Below are 262 nucleotides of genomic sequence, written 5' to 3'. Positions count from 1 at the left end.
AGGCATCGCCCGACCCGAGCTCGCCACGCGCGTCGGCCGCGCGGGCTTGCGCGGACACCATCTGCGCCCATTCGTCATGGACCGCGTCCAGCCCGGCGGTGTCGCCGCTGGCGCGGTAGTGGCGCTCCAGGATCCGCAATGCCTCGGCGCGGCAGGCAGGATCCAGGGCGATCGCCCGGCGCAGGTGCGCCTCGCCGGCGGGGTTGCCATCGGCCAGCAGCAGCTCGCCCATGCGGAAATGGGCCAGCGGGTCCATCGGCTG

The 262-nt window shown here is 74.4% G+C and carries 1 protein-coding gene; it reads right to left on the bottom strand.

Annotation, left to right across the window (positions count from 1 at the left end; all coding sequences use genetic code 11):
- The coding region (locus SB660_RS21510; protein WP_410584439.1) for a hypothetical protein at positions 1 to 262 on the bottom strand (262 nt) is incomplete at both ends.

It is taken from the genome of Bacillus sp. SIMBA_005, assembly GCF_046535585.1.
Taxonomy (GTDB): Bacteria; Bacillota; Bacilli; order Bacillales; family Bacillaceae; genus Bacillus; species Bacillus pumilus.
Note: the sequence above shows the minus strand (reverse complement) of the source record. Positions and strands in the feature narration are given on the sequence as shown.